The sequence below is a fragment of the Paenibacillus sp. FSL P2-0121 genome (genome assembly GCF_037975345.1).
Lineage (GTDB): Bacteria > Bacillota > Bacilli > Paenibacillales > Paenibacillaceae > Paenibacillus_AQ > Paenibacillus_AQ odorifer.
Map to the genome: position 1 here is coordinate 875,308 of NZ_CP150245.1, position 19,768 is coordinate 895,075.

The following is a 19,768-nucleotide window of genomic DNA, read 5'->3' on the forward strand; positions in this document are numbered from 1 at the left end:
GGATTCAAAGATGCGGATCAAGCGATATTTCGCTTTGCTCATAGCAGTGCTAAGTTGTTCCATGGTGCTCGTCTCCTGCGATGCTATTACCGCACAGAAGATAACGAGTACTGACTCCGGGTCAAGAGCGAACGGGGGACAGGGCTTCACTGGCGGGCGGGGTAAAGATGGGGGCGGATCTCCCGGCATGAATGGTGGGACAAGGAGAAACGGCAACCCAGGTACAGATAGCGGTGGCGCACAAGGTGGACGGCAGTGAACAAATTTCATGAACTTGCCCCAAGCCTACGAAGATTAAGTGTGATAGGATAAGGTTACATTTAAATTCCCCGCGGGGGTAAGAAAAGGGAGCACCATGAGAATCATTATATCGCCTGCCAAGAAGATGAAGATGGATACGGATTTCTTGGATTGCCGCCAGATGCCGCAATTCATAAGCGAGTCGCAGACTCTTCTGGCCTTATTACAAAAGTTGAATTATGAAGAAGCCAAATCGTTATGGAAATGCAATGATGCCATCGCCACGCTGAATGTGGAACGGATTCGGGATATGGATGTAACACGGGATCTTACACCGGCTATCTTTTCTTATGAGGGTATCCAGTACCAGTACATGGCACCAGGGGTACTTCAAATGGAGGAGCTGGAATATCTTCAGCAGCATTTACGGATATTATCAGGGTTCTATGGAATTGTCCGGCCATTTGACGGCGTTGTTCCGTACAGGCTGGAGATGCAGGCAAAGCTTAGCGGACCTGGTTTCAAGTCTATCTACGAGTTCTGGAACAGGAAGCTGGCAGATCAGCTGTTTTCGGAGACTGACATCATTCTGAATCTGGCCTCTAAGGAATACAGCAAGTGCATCTCCCCTTACATTGGCGGGAATGTTCGAATGGTTAGTTGTGTATTCGGGCAGGAGATCGGCGGTAAGGTAGTAGAGAGAGCGACCCTGGTCAAGATGGCCAGAGGTGAAATGGTACGCTTCATGGCTGAGCGGCAAATCAGCTGTGTGGAGGATATCAAAGGCTTCGACGGATTTGATTTCAGCTTTGCTGATGAGCTGTCGGATGAGAGTACGTATGTGTTTATTCAGAAAAAGAATGAATAGAGCAAGCAGTACATGATGGGTAATTCTGAAGGGGGTTGAATAACCTGCTTCAGGGTTACCTTTATTTTTTGGTCAACGAAACCAGATGCTGAATTCTAGTTTTTTTAAAGGGGATAGATTAGGGTATAGAGAATAAAGTTCGGGTGGAATAAGAACAGGTTAACGAGGAGGACTTATGATTTTCAAAAGAGATCCATTGGATAAACAGAGCTTACTTAAAGAATTGGATTCGCTAGGCTATTCCGACAGAATCAAAAAAGTAGCAATCCTAGGCCGTGATCATCTCGGATCTGTCCAGTACTCCCAATTACTAGCCTCTTTGCTGGAGGATGGTGTTTATGAAGCACGACTTGCCTTAATCGGCGCCATTGCAACACAAGATGATGCTATTATTCTATCAGCACTGCGGCATCCCAAGGCAAGTATCAGAAATACGGCTGCGGGTCTTTTGGCAAAGGTGGCTTCGGATGCTGATATTGAACGTGAGCTCCCCCATTTATCCCATGATTGCCGCCGCAAGCTGCTGCATAGTATTTCACAGATTAACCGTCAGGAATTAGCAGAACGCTTATTGCCTGTAGTGTATGCCCGATGGGGAGCGGAGGAAGCCGCGATTATATTGCAGGCCTGTTATTCGGCTACGGTAAGTAAATGGCTTGCTGATATCGGGTATGCCATAAAAGACTGGAAGAAATTATCCAGCCGGCATCTTAACGTAGTAGCAGAATACTTTGCAACAACACTGGAAAGCACACCACTCAGGGAAAAAGGCTATGTCTGGTGGAGATTCTCATCAGCTCTGGAGATCCTATGCAATCTGAAGGCAGACTTGGTGCTGGAGTGTGCGCTGAATCATGGACCTATGGGCATCATACATCCTGCGTTAAAAGAACAGCTTGGCACGCTTGTACGCCAAAATCCTAATAAGGTATATCAACTGTTAACACGAACGGAGTCGCGGAGCGATCTGATTTCTTATGGTATTCCTGAAGCTGTTCTTAAAAGGAAAAAATATTTATCCATGGATCAATGGATTGAGATAGCGAAACTACTCGCAGATCACCCTATGCACATAGCAAAGCTGCTTCAGAATATTGCACCCTCTAACCGCAAGGTCATTTTCGATGCTGTGTATGAAGAAGATAAACGCAATGAACGCATTTTTCCGGAAAGATTACTATATGTATTACCACATGCCTTGCGTGACAAGGAAGCCACCCGGATGCTTGGCCTTCGTGAAATCAATGATGACCGGGAGAGAACAGTCAGATTTACTGCTTGCCGTTCTATTCTTCATTCAAGAGCGGGACTTGAACAAGCAACACAGGTATCCAGTGCAGACGAACGTGCCACGGCGCTTATGCAGCTGATCAGAAGTACCGTTCTGTCGAGACAGGGCATGAATGAAACTTTGGTGTATCTGGGCCGGATTAAAAATGATCAGGATCCTGTCCGGGGCGCTGTGTTTAAAGAGCTATCGGAAAGTCCTGCGTCTGTGTTCACGGATGCCCATGTACAAGAGCTTACTTTGCTTGTTGATAGTGTTATAGAGGCCAGAGATACTTCATATGGTACAAAATTTTCCGTTCAACAACTGGCGTTTGCTATTCTCCGGCATAACGCATTACATCCTCACGGTGAGCTGTTTAAGTTTTCTTTAAATACGATTCAGAAATTGGCCAAGCAGAATGGGCAGCTTTCCCTTCCATCCTTGGAGAAGAATTTACCCCGGGGAGTAGAAGAGATTATCTTCGACGAAATTTATACATTAGCTGTACAGGCCAACAAAAGAGAAGATTACAATCTGGTGTTAAGCCTAGCTAGCTCTTTCGGTAAAAGAGGTTACGGCATCATAAAACTTCAGAATCTGTTAAAGGAAGCAACGAGGGCAAAGGCGGATTCTACAGCCATACAAGCGGCCAGATACTGGCTTGCGCCTCGTACAACGCGTGATGCCAGAGTTAAGGAATTATTAGCTTTAGATAAATCGTATATTACGATCCATGAAGTGTTCCAGCATCTGCATCTGAAGCGTCAGGAATGGCTCGATCCTTTTATTTCAGGAGCTATCATTAAGGGCAAGTTCCTATCAGGCAAAACTATCTATCTTGTGCCGGCCGCGGATGGATTCTACAGATGGCTGCCACGTCAGCAACAAGCTTTAAGTGCCTTATTAGAAAAAATTGCATACGATGCCAAACGTAATCTTTGGGAGCGTGCAAGCGTTATTAAGATCATGGCAAGCATGCCTGATCTCGGTTCGGATAGGTTACTTGGGCTTATGCAGGATAAGGAAGTAACTGTAGTAGAAGCTGCACTTCATGCCTTTTCGCTTATGGAAGAACCGGAGAAGGCACTTCCCGTTCTGCTGGAGAATCTGGATGGGGACCGGGCCCGTGTAGCCATGTACTCGATACCCAGATGCATCCGCAGGGTGAATCCGGTGTTACTGGTTACCATGCTGAAAGAGCTTCTGAATCGGGATAAGCTGAAGATCACTGTCAGAAAAGAAGCCATCCGCTTACTGGGCGCTTATAGAAGCGATGACAGCCTTCCGCTATTGATGAATGAGTTCGAGAAACCCAATGCACACAAGGATGTAATCATAGCCATAGGGCATGCTGCCAAACAGCTTTTAGATGATGAACGCGCTTGGGATATGTTAAGTACAATGGCTTCTTCATCAGAAAGTGACATTGCAGGAAGTTTATTATCTCAACAGCCTAATGCTCTTCCGCTAGACTTTAGACCACGTTATCTAGGATTAATCCTTGAAATCGCAAGGCACCAAGATGCGTATATTGGCAGATATGCTTTCATTTCTATGATGCGGTGGACAAATGGAAATGAAGGGATTGTTGCAGCTGCCACCGCTCAGTCTATTACGGATTTGGAAGACAGCACTAGATGGGAAACTGCTATGAACACGCTGGTAGAAACCTGTCGCGATGGTAAGATCAATGAGGTTGTAGTTGGTGTATGTCAGAGACTGGTTAGTGCAGCGATAAGGGATGAATGGAACGCCACTGCCAAAAGAGATTTGCCTCATCGGCAACGTCTACTGAAATTAGTCAACCAGCTGATAGCGTTGCCAAAAATCACCCGGATGCACCTTATCCCTTTGTATACGGATCTGATTGACTGTCTGGCATCTGATGAGACCTTACAGCAAGCTGTGATGAAATTGTATATAGCAGCAATAGATTGGAATAATGTGAAGGAATCCGCCAATTATCTCAATCGGATGGTTACCACTATTTCAAAGCAGCCCCAGCTATTAAGCGATGTCTATAAGCAGGTCGCGTATAATTTAGAAGAGAGCACGGGATACTGGAGTCCGGAAACTTTATTGGAAATTGTAGATGTTCTAGGGTCTGAGAGCCGTTATGAATCTCAGTATATTGGACTTTCGTTGCTTGAAGTTGCCGGAAGTGCTCTATTGTGGAGTCCAGAGCCTGCAGAGCGTCTGCGGTTGTACAGAAATCACACGAACCTTGCGGTTCGCTCACTTGCGCTAAATATTTGGACGGCGATAGATTAGTTTTTGATATTTTTTGAAAATAATAAAACATCAAAAAGCTCAGGCTGCAAATCGGCCTGAGCTCTTTTGGTGTTTATTCGATTAAGCTTCCATCTTCTGTGCTGTGTAGAGGCGGTAGTAAAGGCCCCGCTGTGCGATAAGCTCATCATGTGAGCCGCTTTCCGCGATGCCTTTGTTAGATACGTACATAATACGATCGCAGTTTTTTACGGTGGAGAGGCGATGCGCGATAATGAACGAGGTGCGTCCCTTAAGCAGTTCATTCAGCCCTTTTTGCAATAAGCGCTCAGTCTTCGCATCAATGGAAGAAGTGGCTTCATCCAAGATGAGAATGCGCGGATCTGCCAAAAGTGTTCTTGCGAACGAAATGAGCTGCCGCTGTCCTTGAGACAGCTTGGAGCCACGTTCATTGACCTCTGTCATGTAGCCTTGATCGAATTCACGGATGAATTCGTCGGCGCAAACGGCCTTTGCAGCGGCGATTACTTCTTCTTCGGTCGCATCCAGTCGGCCGTACCGAATATTGTCCAGAATGGTACCGGAGAAGATGAAGCTATCCTGTAACATAATCCCCATCTGGCTGCGAAGAGATTTTAACGTCACCTGCGAGATATCCTGGCCGTCGATCAGAATCTGACCACTGGAAATGTTATAAAAGCGTGAGATCAGATTGACGACGGTTGTTTTGCCCGCACCTGTGGGTCCTACCAGCGCGATGCTTTCTCCCGCTTTGACCTTGAAGGAGATATTCTCCAGAATATTAAGCCCCGGGTCATAGGCGAAAGTTACATCGTCGAAGGTGACATGGCCCTGTACAGATGGCAGTGTTTTTGCATCCGGGATATCACTGACGGTAACCGGTTCATCCAGCGTTTCGAAGATACGCTCAAGATAGGCAACGGCGTTGATGAAGTTATTGTACAGGTTCGAAAGATTCAGAATCGGCTGCCAGAAGCGGGCAGCGTAGCTGCTCATCGCCAGAATGACACCGAGGGTCATGTCTTGAGGACTCAGTGTTAGTAGGCCTACAAGGAAAATTAATGATGTAACGATCGTAGACAAGTTGTCTACAGAGAACGGAATAAGTAAGTTGTAACGTTGAGCCTTCATCCATTCTTTACGGAAATTACCCGCGAGACGTGTGAAGATTCCTTCGTTACGTTGTTCCCGGGAGAACATTTGTGTCACACCAATACCGCTAATGCTCTCTTGCAGATAGGCGTTCAGGTTGGAGCTTTTGTTGGACACTGCTTGCCATGCCCGGCGTTGCCGGGTTTTGATCAGCAGCATGATGCCAAGGAAGACTGGCAGTCCGGCAAGGATGACAAATGAGAGTCGTACATCGACAGCGAACATGAAGGCTGCGATAAAGAGCAAATTCACGATTTCTAGAATAAAGTTGATAATCCCGTTGGACAGCACATCTGAAACGGCGTTGACGTAGTTTACGACCCGGATAAGGATCTTGCCCTGTGGGCGGTCGTCATAATATTTGAAAGGCAATTCTTGCAGATGCTTAAACAAATCCGTTCGGATGTCAAAAATAATATCCTGCCCAACACTCGTCATGATGCGCGAGCGTATCGTAGCCAGATAAACGCTGACCACGATGGTCACAAGCATCAGTGCAGCCCAACCCAGCAGTGCAAGCTTCTCTTTTGCCGGAATGGTCACGTCGATGACATGTTGCATGATCAGCGGAGCCGACAGTGAAATGGCTGCTGAAAGTGCACTGAGCACGAACGCAACAATCATTGGCGTTTTCTTTCGTTTGATATATACCATCGCACGCCGGAAGTGTTTTATATTAAACGGCGATTCAAGATTTTCATCGACGTCAAATTTATTCCTTGCCACTTGCGGTCACCTGCCTTCCAATACCCTCGTTCTGCAGTTTAAACACTTCGTAATAGTAACCACGTTTCGCCAGCAGTTCAGTGTGTGTCCCTTCCTCAACTAGCTTCCCGCCATCCAGAATGAGAATACGGTCGGCTTGCGAGGTAGTAGATACACGCTGCGCAATAATAATTTTCGTACAAGGATAGTCCAGTTCACGTAGACTTTTTTGGATATGCTCCTCCGTCTCAAGGTCGACCGCAGAGGTCGTATCATCGAGAATCAGGATAGGACGGTGTACCGCCAAAGCACGCGCTAAGGCAATACGCTGCTTTTGCCCCCCCGACAGTCCGACTCCGCGTTCCCCGACAACGGTATCATAACCTTCAGGCATTTTGGTAATGAAGTCGTGTGCGGCTGCGAGCTCTGCATAACCCATTGCATCTTCTTCCGGAAGATCAGGATCGCCATAGGCGATGTTTCCATCAATGGTATCAGAGAACAAGAGTACATCTTGGGTCGCCATGCCGATATTTCCACGAAGTTCATCAAGCTCCAGCTGCCGAACATCAACACCGTCTACGAGTACGCGCCCTTCAGCTACATCGTAGAAGCGAGGGATGAGGTTGATGATTGTTGTTTTGCCTGATCCTGTCGCGCCCATGATTGCTACAGTTTCACCGGGTTCAACGGTAAAGCTAATATCGTCCAGTACGATAGCGCTATCATATTTGAAGCGGACATGATCGAATTCAATACGGCCTTCATAACGGCGTTTGTCAGTGATAGTATGCTCGTTAACAATATTTGGCCGGGCATAATAGATATCTACGATTTTGGACAAGCTCGCAAAAAAGCGCTGAATGTCGTTGATAATGATACCGATGTTGCGCATAGGGTTGGATATAGCCCAAATAAGCGAAGAGAAGGCCATAAACTCACCGAAGGTGATCCGGCCGTTCATAAGGAACAAACCACCAACCAACATAAGGATTACGTTGAAGCCCTGAGCGAAGGATTCCAGATAAGGAAAATAATCAAGCCATACAAGGGCAGCCTTTTTGTTCGCTGTAGAATAGTTGACATTCTTCTCTGTGAATTTTTCGACCTCGAATTCTTCACGGGCAAAAGCCTTGACCACACGGTTGCCTGAGATATTCTCCTGTGTAGTCGTGTTAAGCTGTGACAGCCGTTCACGCAAGTCAATATACATAGGACGGACGCGTTTAGCGAATATGTAAGCCACGATAAAAATGGGCGGTGACAGGATAAGCATCCACAGCGTCAGTTCCGCATCTATGGTGAAAAAATAGATAACGGCGGCAAGGAAGATCGTTAGCGATTCAATGATTGTCTTAAAAATCCAGGCCATAGAGTGACGAACCATGTCCAGATCGCCTGTCATCTTGGTCATGAGATCGCCGGTACGATTATGATCGTAGTATTTTCTGTCCTGTCCCTGAATTTTGTTGTACAAATAAATGCGGACATTGTACATCATATTTTGCGAGGATATCTCGTACTGCATGGTCGTGAAATATGCGAGACCTGTGCGCAGTAGAGAAAATCCGATCATGCCCAGACAGAGCATAATCAATAATTGCCGTTCTTGTGTAAGATTCTGCAGGGCGTTGTCACCAGCTATAAACGTATCGACAATGCGCTGACTGATGTACGGATTCACGATTGTAAGACTTGAGCCCACCACCGAAAGGCAGAGTGCCAGAATATATCGCGTCCGGTTTCCCTCTAGGTTCTGCCATAGCCATTTCAGTTCGAACATCTGATCACCTGTTTCTGATTGTTCTTGTTCTTTCACTCTTGCCTGAAAAGAGTAAATAAAACAAAGTGATTATAACATTATCAAATGACTAAGTATCGTTTACGGTAAAATTTCCTTGTTACATTATTGTTACAAAAAAATGAACTTATTAATGATGTGAATTTCACCTTGTGTAATGAGGGTTTGCCATTCGGGCTTGGGCGTTCTAATTATGATAAACTGAGACAATGTAGAGTAATTAGACTTAGTTCGGATAGGGACAGGAGGAAGAGGAATGAGTTTTGTTGCTGTAAAAGGGGAGTACAAGCGTTACAAGATGGGCGAGAATGTAATTGTCGCGAATGACGGGATTGATTTTGAGATAAAAAAAGGTGAATTTGCCGTGATCGTCGGCCCAAGTGGTGCGGGTAAATCTACGGTGCTTAATATTCTGGGTGGCATGGATTCCGCCGATGAAGGTCAGGTCATTGTGGATGGCATTGATATCGCCAAGTTTAGTGCCAAGGAGCTGACAGGCTACCGCCGAAATGACGTAGGTTTTGTATTTCAGTTCTATAATCTAGTACCTAATCTGACCACACTGGAAAATGTTGAGCTTGCTTCGCAGATTTCCCCGCGTGCACTAGATGCACGTAAGGTGCTGGAGGATGTGGGTCTGGGCGCGCGGTTAGATAATTTCCCGGCTCAGTTGTCCGGTGGTGAGCAACAACGTGTCGCTATCGCCAGAGCGTTGGCTAAACAGCCGAAGCTGCTGCTCTGCGACGAGCCGACAGGGGCGCTTGATTATAACACCGGCAAGCAGGTGCTGAAGCTGCTGCAGGATACTTGTCGTAACACCGGGACAACGGTCATCGTAATTACACATAATCTGGCGATCGCCCCGATGGCTGACAGGGTTATAGAGATTAACAACGCTAAGGTACGGAAGATGGTGATCAATCCTTCGCCGGTATCCGTTGACGATATTGAATGGTAAGGAGAAGGCATCTATGAAAAAGCGAGCATTGTGGAAAGATATTTTTCGTGAAATTGGGCATACCAAAGCCCGGTTTATTTCGATTTTTGCAATTATTATGTTAGGCGTCAGCTTTTTTGCCGGAATCAAGGCCACTGGGCCAGATATGCTGAATACAGCTGGAACCTTTTACAAAGAGCAGCGCTTGATGGATCTGAAGGTGCAGACTAACTACGGCCTGACCGAAGACAACATCGGGTTACTCAGAAATGTACAGGGGATCGATGAGATTCAGCCGAGCTATAGTGCAGATGTATTCATAGGTGATAATGCCTTAATACTTAAAGTCAATTCTTACAACACGGATAAACCACTTAATCAATACCGTATAATTGAAGGCCATCTACCGGAGCGTTCCGGTGAAATCGTGCTGGACGATAAGCTAGCGGAAGAATATGCGTTGGGTGACAAGGTATCTTTTAGTGGAAACGGTACGGATGCGGAGCTGTCGAACAACTTCGAGACACTGGAGTATACCGTAGTTGGTTTTGTTAGAAGTCCACAGTTTATTGAGCAAAGTACCCGGGGCACCAGTGGGATCGGCAAAGGTACGGCGGATGCGTTCGCCGCGATCCCGGAGTCAGATTTCAAGCTTCCGGTGTATACGGAAGCCTATCTGTCCTTTAAGGATACAGCCGGGGTGAAGGCTTATTCGCCGGAGTATGAAGATCTGATCGAACAGCATACCCATGCTGTAGAGCAGGCGATGTCCGGCGTGCCGGAAGCACGGCTTGCTGAGCTGCGGGCGGAAGGCGAGAAAGAGCTTTCTGGTGGCCGCGCAAAGGTGGCCGCCGCCGAGCAGCAGCTTGCGGATTTGCAGCGCCAGCCGGAGGAAGTGCAGCAGGAACAGGCTGCAAGTATGAAGGCAATTGCTGCCGGACTTGTTTCTGCCAAGGAGGAATTGGCGGCAGGGGAGCAAAAGCTTGCAGAGCTGGAGCAGCTTAAGGTCTACGTTACTGACCGAAGCGCTAATCCGGGATATGCCGAATATAAAGATAACGCTGATCGGTTGTCGGCGATTGCCAGTGCGTTTCCTGTGTTCTTTTTCCTGATTGCTGCGCTGGTCAGCTTGACGACCATGACACGGATGGTTGAGGAGCATCGCCTGCAGATCGGGACACTGAAAGCACTCGGTTATGGCAACCGCGACATTATGGCCAAATTCCTGGTCTACGGTACACTTGCCAGTCTGGCGGCTTCAATTGCGGGTCTTGCGGTTGGTTTTACCCTGTTTCCGGGTATTATCTACGATGCGTATAGTGCAATCTATAATTTACCGGATATCACGAAGAACTTCTATATTTCGTATTCGATCATATCCGTTATCGTAGCGTTAATATGTACTACGTTGACGGCGTGGATTGCCTCACGGGTAGAACTGCGCAGCAATGCTTCCGTATTGATGCGTCCGAAGGCACCAAAGAGTGGCCAGCGTATTTTACTGGAGCGGATCACTTTTATATGGAAGAGATTGAGCTTTGTCCAAAAGGTTACCGCACGGAATCTATTCCGCTATAAGCAGCGGATGTTCATGACTGTATTCGGCGTGGCTGGCTGTACAGCGCTGATCCTGACGGGATTTGGTCTCAAGGATTCAATTGGCAGCATCGCCGGGTCGCAGTTCGGCACGATTATGAAATATGATGCACTTGTGGCGCTGCATGAAGATGTGTCTGCCGATGTGCTAAAAGCCTACGACCAACTAATCACTGGTGAATCTGCAGTAACTGGGACGCTGAGTGTGGCGCAAGAACGGATGACCGCACATGCTAGTGGTGTAAATGACCAAGAGGTTCATCTGTTCGTTCCTACCTCCGTTAACTCTTTATCCGATTTCGTGGAGTTGCGTGATCGAAAAAGTGGAGAAGGACGGATGCTTACGGATGATGGGGCTATTATCTCAGAGAAGCTAGCTAAGCTGTATGGGCTGGAGTCTGGCGATAAATTGACCGTGGTGGACAAAGATAATGAAACATTCGAGATTGAGGTCGCGGCGATTACAGAGAATTATGTAATGCACTATGTTTATATGACACCGGCGTATTATGCTTCTGTGTTCGGAGAAAAACCAGTATTCAACACAGAACTTCTGAACTACACCGCACATGATAAAACATGGGAAGACAAATTTGGTGAGAAGCTGACGGCTAATGAGGGCGTCGCTGCCATCAGCTTTTCCAGCAGTGTAGGTTCCGCCTTCGATGAGACTATGAAGAGTATGGACGTTGTAACTTTGGTGCTCATTGTTTCAGCGGCGGCGTTGGCTTTTGTCGTCCTCTACAATTTGACCAATATCAATGTGTCCGAGCGGATCCGGGAGCTGTCAACCATTAAGGTACTGGGCTTCTACGACAAGGAAGTAACCATGTATATTTACCGCGAAAATATGCTGCTTAGCCTACTCGGTATTGTGGCTGGATCGGGTCTCGGCATAGTGCTGCATAGCTTCGTCCTGAAGACGGCCGAGCTGGATGCGACGATGTTCGCTCCGATCATCAAGTGGCCAAGTTATATTTATGCGGCGCTCCTAACCCTCTTGTTCTCCGGTATAGTCATGGCGTTCATGCATATTAAGCTCAAACGAATCCATATGATAGAGGCTTTGAAGTCGGTGGAATAGCATCTAAAAACGCCATAGCTGCGGCTCTTTCTATGAAATAGCTTCACTGGAGTCCGAAACTATGCCTCAAAGGCGATAAATGAGCAAATAGCGTCCTCTGAGTCCGCAAGGAACAGGGGATGGTTAGGACCCGACGCTATCGTTCGCTATCGTTCGCTATCGTTCGCTATCGATGCCATCCGACGATTTCTGACGATATTAGATGCTATCGGAAACTATGCCTGACGCTATCGGACGCTATCGGACCCAGATGACCTTAAACGCCGGATTATCCGCCATTTGGAATGTTATAGGACTCCATAGCAGCTATTGGCATAAAAAACGCCAGAAATGAGGCTCTTTCTATAGAATAGCGACACTGGAGGCCGAAACTATGCCTCAAAGGCGGTAAATGAGCAAATAGCGTCCTCTGGGTCCGGAAGCAAGTTGGGATGGTTAGGAACTGACGCTATCGGACGCTAACGGACCCAGATGACCTTAAACGCCGGATTATCCGCCATTTGAGATGTTATCGGACTCCATAGCAGCTATTGGCATAAAAAACGCCAGAAATGATGCTCTTTCTATAGAATAGCGACACTGGAGTCCGAAACTATGCCTCAAAGGTGATAAATGAGCAAATAGCGCCCCCTGGGTCCGGAAGTAACTGGGGATGGTTAGGAACTGACGCTAGCGGATTCCATCGGACCCAGATGACCTTAAACGCCGGATTATCCGCCATTTGCCATGGTATCGGACTCCATAGCAGCTATTGGCATAAAAAACGCCAGAAATGAGGCTCTTTCTATAGAATAGCGACACTGGAGTCCGAAACTATGCCTCAAAGGTGATAAATGAGCAAATAGCGTCATCTGAGTCCGGAAGCAACAGAGAGCATTGATTTGGCGATGTGCACGAGGGTATATGCGTAGATTTAGAAGTAGTTGCAGAAGTAGAAGTAGAAGTAGATGTAAAGGTAGAAGCAGAAGTAGTTGCAGAAGCAGAAGTAGAAGTAGAAGTAGAAGTAGAAGTAGAAGTAGAAGTAGAAGTAGAAGTAGAAGTAGAAGTAGAAGCAGAAGCAGAAGTAGCAGTAGCAGTAGCAGAAGCAGTAGAAGTAGAAGTAGCTGTAGCAGTAGAAGTAAATGTAGATGAAGAAGTAGAAGTAGATGCAGATGTAGATGTAGATGCAGAAGTAGATACAGCTGAGCCGAATACTCGGAGCCGTTTCGCCTAGCTCCTCCTATCTACGCCTAGCTTCTCCTATCCGCTCCTAGCTTCGCCAACCTAAACTGCAGACAACTAAACAACAGAGCAGCGTTCTCAAACGAGAGAATCGCTGCTCTGTTGTCTTTTTACAATATTAAAATGCTTCGAACTGTCTCCTGCATAGGAAAAAGCTACTTAAGCGACATGTGCAGGATAGGAAAAGGATTACCTTGTTCGTCGAGTGCTGAACGCTCAGAAACCTGAAATCCCATATGCTCATAGAAACCTAAAGCTTGGGGATTTTGCTCATTCACATCCACGAGGTGTACGGCGAGTTTCTGCATGACATAAGCTACTAGCGCTTTTCCAACCCCTTTTCCCATTGCAGCAGGTTCTACGAACAGCATTTCAATCTTATTATTCTGAACCCCTATGAAGCCAAGCAACTGTTCCTCATCATCTGTAAAAGCAAACAAATCGCTTATGCCCTCAAGCGCCTGCGTGACCAGCGGCCGCAAAGCATCAATATCCTGCTCGGATAGAAAAAGATGAGTATGCCGCACGGATGATTCCCAAATGTTCAGTAGACGGTTTAACAATTCTTCATTTCTAGTTGTGAAGATTTTTATTGAGTCCATATCTTTCCCTCACGATTCAATCTAATTCGAAGAAGAAGCTGCAGCCGCAGCTGATGCAGCCGCTGCCCCGGCAAGAGCAGCCTGTTGCGCAATTACAATATTGGTAATGTTGGTAGAAAGCATCGTAGTTAATACGCCGTTTTGCACATCCTCCACAGATCTGAAGGCTACCAGTGCAGAAGACAAGAGCAGTAATTCCTGCTTACTAATAGACCAGTTCCCGAAGCCCTTTTTTGTACGCAAAAATTCGTAAGTCTCCGAGACATCAGTAACGATGTCCTCCTTGTTGCAAGGGAGCAGGGATAACACGCCCAGTGAGGAGAGGGTATATTCCTTGTCTAGCCGGATACCCTCTGCACGAAATGCATCTCTTAATGCCAATACACGGTCCGCTGCTTGAGGGGCTTCTTCCCCAAGAACCAATACCTGGGTCAGGGCTTGCACACTGTTGCCTGACATAAACTCGGGCTTAAGCGTTACATAGAGCTGCTCCATGCGGTCCACGCCACTCTCAACATCGATATCGGAAAGACCAAGCATCGCGGAGAAGATATAATCGTCCTGTCCGGTAAGGAAACGATGTTTTGCCTTCATACTATCGTAAAATAGCTTTGCCCGTTCTACCGTATGCTGATATTGATCCGATGTTGCATTAGCAGCGATTTGATAGGCAGCAACGACGAGATAATCAGAGGCTCTGAATTTGGCTTCCTTCATTAAATCATACACGGCAAGTGTGTTTGCAAGCAGAGTTTCCTTCTCGTCAGAAAGAGAGAGCAGGGCAGCAATGCTGATCACCGAAGTCCCTCTAAATTGAGAGAAAATCCCGGTACTCTCCTTAATTAGCTCATAGCTGGCACGGATGGCTTCGTCATCTGCAACTTTGTCTTCTACAGCATACAATAGTGCCGCTAACCGATTAACCATTGCATTTTGCCATGGAAAAGATTTTTTGATCCTCTGAGCGTTGTCTGCGAACAATTCAGGCCTAGCTGGATATTGCTCCTTCATTGGATACACCTCTTATCTCTACTTTTAATTCATAACATTACGAAAATCCTGTGTTGTAGATTCATTTTACTATAAAAAATAAATCGGATGCCCACGAAAGCGGCTTACTAATAGGCTAGAGGTTGTTCAGGTGACCCCATGATTGAGTTTACTATGAGGATGTTATAATAATTATAAGATGGATCGACAGAGGTTTAAATGACAACAAAGGAGAAGAGCGACGATGACTGAGAGAATACCTGAAATCGTATTGAACGATGGAGTGAAGGTGCCTGCGATTGGTTTTGGTACCTACGCGTTAAACGGAACTGAGGGAGCACAAAACATCACTAAGGCGATTGATGTTGGCTATCGTCTGATCGACACTGCGTTTAATTATGAGAACGAAGGTGCTGTAGGCCAGGCTGTTCGGCAAAGTTCTGTGCCTAGGGAAGAGCTACTCATTACTTCCAAACTGCCAGGACGCCATCACTCTTATAAAGAAGCGTTGTCTACTATACAGGAGTCTTTATTCAGAGCCGGATTGGATTACTATGATTTCTATCTCATCCACTGGCCTAACCCTAGAGTGAATTTATATGTTGAGGCCTGGCAGGCGATGATCGAGGCACGTAAGCAAGGTTTGATTCGCTCCATCGGTGTATGTAACTTTTTGCCGGAGCATATTGAACGTTTGATACAAGAAACTGGTATAGCGCCGAGTATGAATCAGATTGAGCTGCATCCTCATTTTAATCAGGAAGAGCAACGTGCATGGAACAAAGAGCATGGGGTAGTGATTGAATCGTGGAGTCCATTGGGACGGGCTAGCAGTGTACTGGAAAATGAGGAAATAGCGGAAATAGGCAAGGTTCATAATAAATCGATATCGCAGGTTATCTTACGTTGGCATATACAGCTTGGGGCTATTCCCATTCCAAAGGCTTCTTCTCTAGAGCATCAGCGTGATAATCTGAATATTTTTGATTTTGAATTATCGGAAGCGGAGATGACCGTTATTTCCGCATTAACCTCGCCAACAGGTCGCATAGCTGATCAAGATCCCGCATCGTATGAAGAATTTTAATAAATTTAACTATAACACGCCATTTATTGGCGTGTTTTTTTATATTAGGCTCTTACTAGCGCTTTGGCATACTGTTTGCCAGACGAGAGTAGGTTGTCGCTCAGTTCAGGATCTTTAACCGTCCGTGCAAGAACAAGGGAGCCAACCATAGTACTGAACAGTGCACTACCTTTGGACGCGTCAATTCCCGCCAGATTAGAGATAAAAGCAATCATCCGCTCCAGTTCCTGCGTGAATACCTGCCGAACTTCTTCTGAGGAACGGGATATTTCGCTAGAAAGGGCAGGGATAATGCAGCCCATCTCCATTTTGTCGCGGTGATACGGACTTAAATAATAATCAATGACAGCATTGATTTTGGGGTTCTGCTCTTCCTGGTCAGCGACCTTCTGCAGAAGGGCGATGGTATCGCTGATGGCATACCGGCAGGCTTCCGCTACAAGCTGTTCTTTGTTGTCAAAATGGGAATAAAACCCCCCATGAGTTAATCCGGCCCCCTTCATAATGAACGGAACGCTTACATCGTGAATACCGTTGGTGCGAAAAGCCTGAGCAGCACTTTCAACGATTTTATTTCGAACTTTTATTTTATGACCTTTGGGATACGGCATTGTAATCACTCCACAGCTTCATAGTTCTACTTTTAAAATATTATAGGCGTCATAATAAAGCCTGTCAATTTAGCGATTCTGAGAAAGTTAGCTTGTGAAAGGCGAGGCAAGGTTATTGACTGTTTTAAAATATGATGGTTATAATATATTACGATCATCATATTTTAAAAAAGTTCAACAGGAGGTATCAGGAGATGAGTAAGCTTGAAGCCGTAGAAACATTGGTCATTGGATCAGGTCCGGGAGGTTATGTGGCGGCGCTGCGATCTGCACAGCTTGGGATGAAAACAGCGATTGTTGAACGCAACCAGCTTGGCGGAGTCTGCACGCATGTTGGATGTATCCCATCCAAAGCATTAATTGCTGAATCACATCGCTATGATTTGCTCAGTCCTTTCAATTTTGCAGATGCGTCAGCATCTTTTAAAAATGCTCAGGATTTTAAACAAGGAGTTGTGAATAAGCAGGCAGGTGGAGTCAGTTATTTATTAAAGACTGCTGGGGTGAGCATTTTCGAAGGAGAGGCTAGCTTGGTTGATGAACATACAGTTATCATCAGTCAGTCTGGACAGGAGCAAACCTTATCCTTTAAAAACGCTATCCTGGCTACAGGATCTCGTCCGATTGAGCTGCCAGCCTTTCCTGTTGGCGGACGTATTTTGTCTTCCACAGAAGCGCTGTCGCTCCCTGAGATTCCAACTAGCCTAGTAGTTATAGGTGGGGGCTATATTGGTGTCGAGCTGGGGCAGATGTATGCAAAATTCGGAACAAAGGTAACGATTCTGGAAGGGGGAGAACAAGTGCTGCCTGGATTTGAGGCGGAGCTTGTGAGCCCTGTTGGAAAGCAGCTGAAAGCCGATGGCATGAAGATTATTACCGGAGCGACAGCTGTGAACGTAGTAGAGAGTGCAGATACCATTACACTGCATTATTTAAAAAATCAGGAACAGCAGCATGTTACAGCGGAATATGTGTTAGTTACTGTGGGCAGAAAACCAAATACAGACGGCAATTTAGGACTAGATCGCATAGGCTTGCCAGTGACGAGTAGGGGATTGATTGCGACGGACGAACAGTGCAGAACAGCTATTCCACATATTTTTGCAATTGGAGATATTACGGCAGGCCCGACTCTCGCTCACAAGGCATCCTACGAAGCCAAGATTGCGGCAGAGGCCATTGCAGGTCTCTCCTCCGAAGTTGATTATCGAGCCATCCCGCTCGTTGTTTTTTCGCACCCAGAGCTGGCCAGTGTCGGCTTAAGTGAAACAGAAGCAAAGGCAAGAGGCATTTCGCTGGTTATTGGCAAATCCTCCTTTGGGATTAACGGGAGAGCCTTGGCCTTGAGGGAGACGGAAGGTTTCGTCAAGCTTGTAGCGGACCTAAATTCAGGAGTCGTGATGGGGGCACAAATCGTTGGAGTAGAGGCATCCACACTCGTGTCGGAGCTTGCTCTTGCTATTGAGATGGAAGCCACTGTGGAGGACTTGGCGATGACCATTCACCCTCATCCCACATTGGGAGAAGTAATTATGGAGGCTGCTGAAAATGCAGTTAAAAAAATGGTGATGAAAGAGAGTGGAAAATGAAGATAAAAGCAGGGCTATATATAGGAATTGCGATTGTGCTGATTGTTGGTGGGGCGCTTCTTGCTGTAAAAGGAAAGGATGCAGTCAGTCAGGCTGAGAGCAGGAAACAAGGAATTCTGGATGCGGAGCAGAAGACAATATTTTATCAGAATAGTCCAGGGTCAATTGTCGAGGTCGGTGTGGCTGCAGGTGATTCTATAAAACAGGGAGAGGTGCTGTTTAAGGTTAAATCTGCTGAAGGAGAAACGGATGTAGTTGCGCCGGAGGACGGATCAGTCAACAAGATTATTGTAAAGCCGGGGGATCTAGTCCAGCTAGGAATGCCAATGGCGGTTTTGCAAAAAAACAGCTTTTATACAGATCTCTACATACAAGAAAGTGAAATCCAAAAGCTAGAGGTGAATCAAAGTATTGGCGTTCATTTTCCATATTTGGAGCACCCAACGGAGGTGACAGGTGTAATTACATCTATCGCAGCCGCGCCTCAATTTGCGAGCTTACGTATGTCACGTGAAAAAGGGCAAGCCGATTTAAGCATGTTTCTTGTCCGTGTAACTATGGATGGGAATGCTGATTTGCTTCCGGGGATGACAGCGGAGGTGAAGCTCGATGAAGTCACTGATTGACGAATGGAAGTACGTGGCGGGTAGTAAGTATTTACGCCTGATTTTTATAGGTCCGCTTATTGCGGCCCTATTTTTTGGCTTAATGTTCTCGAAGAACCAAATCAGCGAATCGCATGTTGTTGTCATTGATGAGGATCACAGTTCGTATTCACGACAGCTGATCTCAAAGATAAATGCCTCTCCATATATGAACGTAACAAATGTGTACTCCAGCCGCCTGAACCCAGAGACGTTACTAGCAAATGAGCAGGCTGTAGCGGTCATCATGCTTCCCAAAGAGTTGGGGCAACATCAGCAGCAGGGGATATCAACGAATATTGGCATCTTAATGGATAATACAATGCCATCAGGGTTAACCAGCATCCGGACTGCGATTCAGGAAGTCATCCAGACGGAAAATGTGACTCTTTCTATGACCCGGTTCCTCCAAAAGGGGATGGATGCCGAAACCTCTAAAGGGCTTGCTTCTCCGTTATCTCTCCAGCAGCGGATGTTGTTTAACCCGACCACAAGTTATGTGGGTTTTATGGTCATTGGATTTGTGAATATTGTGGTGCTGATGATTACAACAAGCGCAGCGGGTTCAATTGTCCCTCGGTTGCGGCAGGAGGGGAAACTCTTTGCAAACGGGAAGTCTCCTTGGCAGATTTGGGTTCGCAGTGTACCTTACGCTGTTTTGACCACTATTTCGCTGCTCCTATGTTATGGCTTATTAAAGCAGGTGGGGGGAATGCGCTTTGAAGCAGCGCCTTATCTGTTTATTATTCCACTGTTTGTATATGCCTTTGCCTTGTCGCTTATGGGTCTGTTGATTGGTTATACTGCCAAAGATGTATCCAAAGTTAATTTACGAACCAATTTCGTGTTGTATCCGTCGTTTCTTGCTACTGGAATCCAGCTGAGTCCACTTGCCTTTCCAGAGTTTTTTCAAATTTCCGCATGGGTATTACCTATGAACTGGCTTAATCGCCTCATACGTGGAATGGCTTTTCGGGATGGGGCGCTAACAGCCTACAGTCAGGAGCTGGGGGCGCTGCTGATGATTATCGGCGTTGTATCCTTATTCATTGGATTGCTGGTGCTTAGGGAGATGAAGAAACCAGAGATTCAGTTCTCAGAATCAGTCAGCGCTTGAGTAA

General features: G+C 46.4%; 15 protein-coding genes. 10 read left to right on the top strand and 5 right to left on the bottom strand.

Annotated features, from left to right (window positions below; genetic code table 11):
- Positions 1-10 precede the first annotated feature (10 nt).
- The 3 genes from MKY54_RS03760 to MKY54_RS03770 all read left to right on the top strand — a co-directional run bounded on the left by MKY54_RS03760 (position 11) and on the right by MKY54_RS03770 (position 4,649).
- On the top strand, positions 11-259 hold the full coding sequence (locus tag MKY54_RS03760; protein WP_076185123.1) for a hypothetical protein: 249 nt from the start codon (positions 11-13) through the stop codon (positions 257-259).
- Positions 260-355: 96 nt separating this feature from the next.
- On the top strand, positions 356-1,108 hold the full coding sequence (gene yaaA, locus MKY54_RS03765; RefSeq protein ID WP_076305248.1) for a peroxide stress protein YaaA: 753 nt from the start codon (positions 356-358) through the stop codon (positions 1,106-1,108).
- A gap of 175 nt (positions 1,109-1,283) precedes the next feature.
- Positions 1,284-4,649: a hypothetical protein gene (locus MKY54_RS03770; RefSeq protein ID WP_076305247.1), complete on the top strand. Its 3,366-nt coding sequence runs from the start codon at positions 1,284-1,286 to the stop codon at positions 4,647-4,649.
- An 81-nt stretch (positions 4,650-4,730) separates the two neighbouring features.
- Here MKY54_RS03770 and MKY54_RS03775 read toward each other — a convergent pair whose 3' ends face one another.
- Both MKY54_RS03775 and MKY54_RS03780 read right to left on the bottom strand, forming a co-directional pair.
- Complete coding sequence (locus tag MKY54_RS03775) at positions 4,731-6,506, bottom strand: ABC transporter ATP-binding protein (protein ID WP_036684845.1); 1,776 nt, start codon at positions 6,504-6,506, stop codon at positions 4,731-4,733.
- Complete coding sequence (locus MKY54_RS03780) at positions 6,493-8,304, bottom strand: ABC transporter ATP-binding protein (protein WP_256716606.1); 1,812 nt, start codon at positions 8,302-8,304, stop codon at positions 6,493-6,495. The genes MKY54_RS03775 and MKY54_RS03780 overlap by 14 nt, the downstream gene beginning before the upstream one ends.
- 238 nt (positions 8,305-8,542) lie before the next feature.
- Between MKY54_RS03780 and MKY54_RS03785 the strand changes: the two genes are divergently transcribed.
- From MKY54_RS03785 to MKY54_RS03795, 3 genes are all read left to right on the top strand, one after another.
- Entirely contained in the window at positions 8,543-9,244 is a 702-nt protein-coding gene (locus MKY54_RS03785; RefSeq protein WP_036684849.1) for an ABC transporter ATP-binding protein, read from the top strand.
- A gap of 13 nt (positions 9,245-9,257) precedes the next feature.
- Entirely contained in the window at positions 9,258-11,903 is a 2,646-nt protein-coding gene (locus MKY54_RS03790) for an FtsX-like permease family protein (protein WP_339189570.1), read from the top strand.
- An 889-nt stretch (positions 11,904-12,792) separates the two neighbouring features.
- Positions 12,793-13,116: a hypothetical protein gene (locus MKY54_RS03795; RefSeq protein WP_339189572.1), complete on the top strand. Its 324-nt coding sequence runs from the start codon at positions 12,793-12,795 to the stop codon at positions 13,114-13,116.
- A 163-nt stretch (positions 13,117-13,279) separates the two neighbouring features.
- Here the strand turns inward: MKY54_RS03795 and MKY54_RS03800 are convergent, their stop codons facing one another.
- Positions 13,280-13,726 carry a GNAT family N-acetyltransferase gene (locus MKY54_RS03800; protein ID WP_339189574.1) on the bottom strand — a complete coding sequence of 149 codons (447 nt, stop codon included), beginning with the start codon at positions 13,724-13,726 and terminating at the stop codon, positions 13,280-13,282.
- A 21-nt stretch (positions 13,727-13,747) separates the two neighbouring features.
- Positions 13,748-14,737, bottom strand: a complete 990-nt coding sequence (locus MKY54_RS03805) for a DUF4003 family protein (RefSeq protein WP_076128578.1) — start codon at positions 14,735-14,737, stop codon at positions 13,748-13,750.
- A 223-nt stretch (positions 14,738-14,960) separates the two neighbouring features.
- Between MKY54_RS03805 and MKY54_RS03810 the strand changes: the two genes are divergently transcribed.
- On the top strand, positions 14,961-15,803 hold the full coding sequence (locus MKY54_RS03810) for an aldo/keto reductase (protein ID WP_076190110.1): 843 nt from the start codon (positions 14,961-14,963) through the stop codon (positions 15,801-15,803).
- Between the two features lie 44 nt (positions 15,804-15,847).
- Here the strand turns inward: MKY54_RS03810 and MKY54_RS03815 are convergent, their stop codons facing one another.
- Positions 15,848-16,414 carry a TetR/AcrR family transcriptional regulator gene (locus MKY54_RS03815; RefSeq protein WP_076128582.1) on the bottom strand — a complete coding sequence of 189 codons (567 nt, stop codon included), beginning with the start codon at positions 16,412-16,414 and terminating at the stop codon, positions 15,848-15,850.
- Positions 16,415-16,608: 194 nt separating this feature from the next.
- Here MKY54_RS03815 and lpdA point away from each other — a divergent pair, with 194 nt between their 5' ends.
- The 3 genes from lpdA to MKY54_RS03830 are packed head-to-tail and all read left to right on the top strand — an operon-like array spanning position 16,609 to position 19,764.
- Complete coding sequence (lpdA, locus tag MKY54_RS03820; RefSeq protein ID WP_339189577.1) at positions 16,609-18,003, top strand: dihydrolipoyl dehydrogenase; 1,395 nt, start codon at positions 16,609-16,611, stop codon at positions 18,001-18,003.
- A complete protein-coding gene (locus MKY54_RS03825; RefSeq protein WP_076128586.1) occupies positions 18,000-18,629 on the top strand; it encodes an HlyD family efflux transporter periplasmic adaptor subunit in 630 nt (209 codons plus the stop codon). The genes lpdA and MKY54_RS03825 overlap by 4 nt, the downstream gene beginning before the upstream one ends.
- The gene (locus MKY54_RS03830) at positions 18,613-19,764 is read left to right on the top strand and encodes an ABC transporter permease (protein WP_339189579.1); all 1,152 of its coding nucleotides are present in this window, start codon (positions 18,613-18,615) and stop codon (positions 19,762-19,764) included. Before MKY54_RS03825 ends, MKY54_RS03830 begins: the two co-directional genes overlap by 17 nt.
- Positions 19,765-19,768: the final 4 nt, after the last annotated feature.

What these genes read in the sequence shown, in the direction of transcription:
- MKY54_RS03770 (WP_076305247.1), top strand. Translation starts at nt 1,284, where the DNA reads ATGATTTTCAAAAGAGATCCATTGGATAAACAGAGCTTACTTAAAGAA.
- MKY54_RS03825 (WP_076128586.1), top strand. Translation starts at nt 18,000, where the DNA reads ATGAAGATAAAAGCAGGGCTATATATAGGAATTGCGATTGTGCTGATT.
- MKY54_RS03830 (WP_339189579.1), top strand. Translation starts at nt 18,613, where the DNA reads ATGAAGTCACTGATTGACGAATGGAAGTACGTGGCGGGTAGTAAGTAT.
- MKY54_RS03800 (WP_339189574.1), bottom strand. Translation starts at nt 13,726, where the DNA reads ATGGACTCAATAAAAATCTTCACAACTAGAAATGAAGAATTGTTAAAC.
- lpdA (WP_339189577.1), top strand. Translation starts at nt 16,609, where the DNA reads ATGAGTAAGCTTGAAGCCGTAGAAACATTGGTCATTGGATCAGGTCCG.
- MKY54_RS03810 (WP_076190110.1), top strand. Translation starts at nt 14,961, where the DNA reads ATGACTGAGAGAATACCTGAAATCGTATTGAACGATGGAGTGAAGGTG.
- yaaA (WP_076305248.1), top strand. Translation starts at nt 356, where the DNA reads ATGAGAATCATTATATCGCCTGCCAAGAAGATGAAGATGGATACGGAT.
- MKY54_RS03785 (WP_036684849.1), top strand. Translation starts at nt 8,543, where the DNA reads ATGAGTTTTGTTGCTGTAAAAGGGGAGTACAAGCGTTACAAGATGGGC.
- MKY54_RS03805 (WP_076128578.1), bottom strand. Translation starts at nt 14,737, where the DNA reads ATGAAGGAGCAATATCCAGCTAGGCCTGAATTGTTCGCAGACAACGCT.
- MKY54_RS03815 (WP_076128582.1), bottom strand. Translation starts at nt 16,414, where the DNA reads ATGCCGTATCCCAAAGGTCATAAAATAAAAGTTCGAAATAAAATCGTT.
- MKY54_RS03790 (WP_339189570.1), top strand. Translation starts at nt 9,258, where the DNA reads ATGAAAAAGCGAGCATTGTGGAAAGATATTTTTCGTGAAATTGGGCAT.
- MKY54_RS03760 (WP_076185123.1), top strand. Translation starts at nt 11, where the DNA reads ATGCGGATCAAGCGATATTTCGCTTTGCTCATAGCAGTGCTAAGTTGT.